We start from the raw sequence: 4,012 nt of genomic DNA, 5'->3' as shown, positions 1-4,012 counted from the left end.
GGTGCTGCCGGTCAGCGCCGAGTGCGGCACCGGGCTGGACCCGCTGCGCGCGCTGGTCGCGCCGGGCCGCACCCTGGGGCTGCTCGGTCCGTCCGGGGCCGGCAAGTCGAGCCTGGTCAACGCGCTGGCGGGCGCGCTGGTCATGCCCACGCAGGCGATCCGCCGGGTCGACGGCAAGGGACGCCACACCACCACCTTCCGCGCCCTCGTCGCGGTGCCGGGCGGGGGAGCGGTGCTGGACACCCCGGGCGTACGGGCGGTCGGCCTGCTCGACGGCTCGGCCGGCCTGGACCGGGCCTTCGCCGACATCGCCGAACTCGCCACCGGATGCCGGTACGCCGACTGCGGGCACGACGGGGAACCGGCCTGCGCGGTGCGGGACGCCCTGGACCACGGGGAGTTGTCGCACCGGCGCTGGGAGAGCTGGCGCCGGTTGCAGCGCGAGGTGGCCTACGAGAGCCGACGCCGGGAGACCCGGCTGGCCGCCGAGCGGCGGGGCGGGTGGCGGGGCGGCCGGCGACGGACAGCCCGTCCGGCGGCGCCGCCGACTTCCGGGGGATTCTGAGCAGTCGACCGGCCCGGTGCCCCACGACAGCGGGCTGAGCTGGGGGAATGTGCGGGCGCGGGAAAGTGTCGTACCTCGGGGCTAGAGTTGCCGAGGCGCATTCTCCGCGCCCGCACGACCGCTCGGGGACGGCGCAGACCCGCCCGGAGCGGACAGATCCTCCTCATCTTCTTCACCCGGGAGTACACGGACAGTGGCCGACCGACTGATCATCCGTGGCGCGCGCGAGCACAACCTGCGTGACGTCAGTCTCGACCTGCCCCGGGACGCCCTGATCGTCTTCACCGGGCTCTCCGGGTCGGGCAAGTCGAGCCTGGCCTTCGACACGATCTTCGCCGAGGGGCAGCGGCGGTACGTCGAGTCGCTGTCGTCGTACGCCCGGCAGTTCCTCGGTCAGATGGACAAGCCGGACGTCGACTTCATCGAGGGCCTCAGCCCGGCGGTCTCCATCGACCAGAAGTCCACCTCGCGCAACCCGCGCTCGACGGTGGGCACCATCACCGAGGTCTACGACTTCCTCCGGCTGCTCTTCGCCCGGATCGGCGAGCCGCACTGCCCGGTCTGCGGCGAGAAGATCTCCAAGCAGAGCCCGCAGCAGATCGTCGACCGGGTCCTGGCGATGACCGAGGGCACGAAGTTCATGGTGCTCGCCCCGGTCGTCCGGGGCCGCAAGGGCGAGTACGTCGACCTGTTCGCCGAGCTCCAGGCCAAGGGCTACGCCCGTGCCCGGGTCGACGGCGTGGTGCACCCGCTGACCGAGCCGCCGAAGCTCAAGAAGCAGGAGAAGCACACCATCGAGGTGGTGATCGACCGGCTCACCGTCAAGGCCAGCGCGAAGCAGCGGCTGACCGACTCGGTCGAGGCCGCGCTCGGGCTCTCCGGCGGCCTCGTCCTGCTCGACTTCGTCGACCTCGCCGAGGACGACCCCGAGCGGGAGCGGCGCTACTCCGAGCACCTCGCGTGCCCCAACGACCACCCGCTCGCCATCGAGGACCTGGAGCCCCGGGTCTTCTCCTTCAACGCGCCCTACGGCGCCTGCCCGGAGTGCACCGGCCTGGGCACCAAGAAGGAGGTCGACGCGGAGCTGATCGTCCCCGACCCCGAGCGCACCCTGCGCGAGGGGGCGATCCAGCCCTGGTCGACCGGCCACAACCTGGAATACTTCCTCCGCCTGCTGGAGGCCCTCGGCGAGGCCGAGCACTTCGACATCGACACCCCGTGGCGGGCGCTGCCCTCCCGGGCGCAGAAGACGATCCTGCACGGCTCCGGTGACCAGGTGCACGTGCGCTACCGCAACAAGTACGGCCGCGAGCGCTCCTACTACACCGGCTTCGAGGGCGTGGTGCAGTGGATCGAGCGGCGGCACTCCGACACCGAGTCGGAGTGGTCGCGGGAGAAGTACGAGGGCTACATGCGGGACGTTCCCTGCGCGGCCTGCGGCGGCGCCCGGCTCAAGCCCGAGGTGCTCGCGGTCACCCTCGCCGGCCGGAGCATCGCCGAGGTCTGCAACCTGTCCGTCGGCGAGGCCGCCGACCTGCTCGCCGGCATCGAGTTGACCGACCGGCAGAAGATGATCGCCGAGCGGGTGCTCAAGGAGATCAACGCCCGCCTCAAGTTCCTGCTCGACGTCGGTCTGGACTACCTGTCCCTGGACCGGCCGGCCGGCACCCTCTCCGGCGGCGAGGCGCAGCGCATCCGCCTCGCCACCCAGATCGGCTCCGGTCTGGTCGGCGTGCTCTACGTGCTCGACGAGCCCTCGATCGGGCTGCACCAGCGGGACAACCACCGGCTGATCGAGACGCTGCTGCGCCTGCGCGGTCTGGGCAACACCCTCATCGTCGTCGAACACGACGAGGACACGATCCGGGTGGCCGACTGGATCGTCGACATCGGCCCGGGGGCCGGCGAGCACGGCGGGCGCATCGTGCACAGCGGCTCCGTGCCGGCCCTGCTGGAGAACGCGGAGTCGGTGACCGGGGCGTACCTGTCCGGCCGCAGGACGATCCCGACACCGCCGCAGCGCCGTCCGCACACGCCGGAGCGCGAGCTGGTGGTGCACGGGGCGCGGGAGCACAACCTGCGCAACCTCACCGTGTCGTTCCCCCTCGGGCAGCTCATCGCGGTGACCGGGGTCAGCGGCTCCGGCAAGTCGACGCTGGTCAACGACATCCTGTACGCGGTGCTGGCCAACCAGATCAACGGTGCCCGGCTGGTCCCCGGCCGGCACACCCGCGTCTCCGGGCTGGAGCACGTGGACAAGGTCGTCGGGGTCGACCAGTCGCCGATCGGTCGTACGCCCCGCTCCAACCCGGCCACCTACACCGGCGTCTGGGACCACGTCCGCAAGCTGTTCGCGGAGACCACCGAGGCCAAGGTCCGCGGGTACGGCCCCGGCCGGTTCTCGTTCAACGTCAAGGGTGGCCGCTGCGAGGCGTGCTCCGGCGACGGCACGATCAAGATCGAGATGAACTTCCTCCCGGACGTCTACGTGCCCTGCGAGGTCTGCAAGGGCGCCCGCTACAACCGGGAGACCCTGGAGGTCCACTACAAGGGCAAGACCGTCTCCGACGTGCTGGAGATGCCCATCGAGGAGGCCGCCGAGTTCTTCTCGGCGATCCCGGCCATCCACCGGCATCTGAAGACGCTGGTCGACGTCGGCCTCGGCTACGTCCGGCTCGGCCAGCCGGCGCCGACCCTGTCCGGCGGTGAGGCGCAGCGGGTCAAGCTCGCCTCCGAGCTGCAGAAGCGCTCCACCGGCCGCACCGTCTACGTGCTCGACGAGCCCACCACCGGCCTGCACTTCGAGGACATCCGCAAGCTGCTGATGGTGCTGGAGGGTCTGGTCGACAAGGGCAACACCGTGATCACGATCGAGCACAACCTCGACGTCATCAAGACCGCCGACTGGATCATCGACATGGGTCCGGAGGGCGGTCACCGGGGTGGGACGGTGCTCGCCACCGGCACGCCGGAGGAGGTCGCCGAGGTGGCCGAGAGCCACACCGGCGAGTTCCTGCGCCAGGTGCTCAAGCTCGACGGCGAGCCGAAGGGTGCCGCCGCGGCCACCTCCCGCGCGGCCAAGGCCAACGGCGCGAAGCCGCGTACGTCCCGCAAGGTGGCGGTCGCCGCCCGCTGACGGTGTGTGGCCCAGCCCATGACGGCCCGCCCGGACGGCGACGGACCGGGCGGGCCGTCATGGGCTGGGTCCGGTCCGACTCGGAGGCCCCGGTTGGCCGCCGACCGGCTGAACCGTCGGGCACAGTGGTGCGTGTACCCGAGTGTGGCCACCGATCATGACGGATGGCGGCAGCCGAGAGAGAGGCGAGGCATGAGTGACGACCACGTGCTGACCGGACCGGGCACGCAGACCCGCCGCGCGTTGCTCGCCGGCGCGGGCGCCGTCGGTGCGGCGGTGGTCCTGGCCGCCTGGGGCGGCGACGACTCCGG

At 71.6% G+C, this 4,012-nt stretch carries 3 protein-coding genes; all 3 read left to right on the top strand.

Going from position 1 to position 4,012, the window contains the following annotated elements; translation table 11 throughout:
- On the top strand, positions 1-565 hold a 565-nt coding region (gene rsgA / locus AB0I76_RS24265; RefSeq protein ID WP_357039644.1), incomplete at its 5' end, for a ribosome small subunit-dependent GTPase A.
- A gap of 193 nt (positions 566-758) precedes the next feature.
- Complete coding sequence (uvrA, locus tag AB0I76_RS24260; RefSeq protein ID WP_357039641.1) at positions 759-3,701, top strand: excinuclease ABC subunit UvrA; 2,943 nt, start codon at positions 759-761, stop codon at positions 3,699-3,701.
- 192 nt (positions 3,702-3,893) lie between these two features.
- A partial coding sequence (locus AB0I76_RS24255) for a twin-arginine translocation signal domain-containing protein (protein ID WP_357039647.1) occupies positions 3,894-4,012 on the top strand: 119 nt, incomplete at its 3' end.

Source organism: Micromonospora sp. NPDC049799 (assembly GCF_040656655.1).
Classification (GTDB): Bacteria; Actinomycetota; Actinomycetes; order Mycobacteriales; family Micromonosporaceae; genus Micromonospora.
The sequence above is the reverse complement of the archived record's forward strand: the minus strand, read 5'-3'. Positions and strand labels throughout refer to the sequence as shown.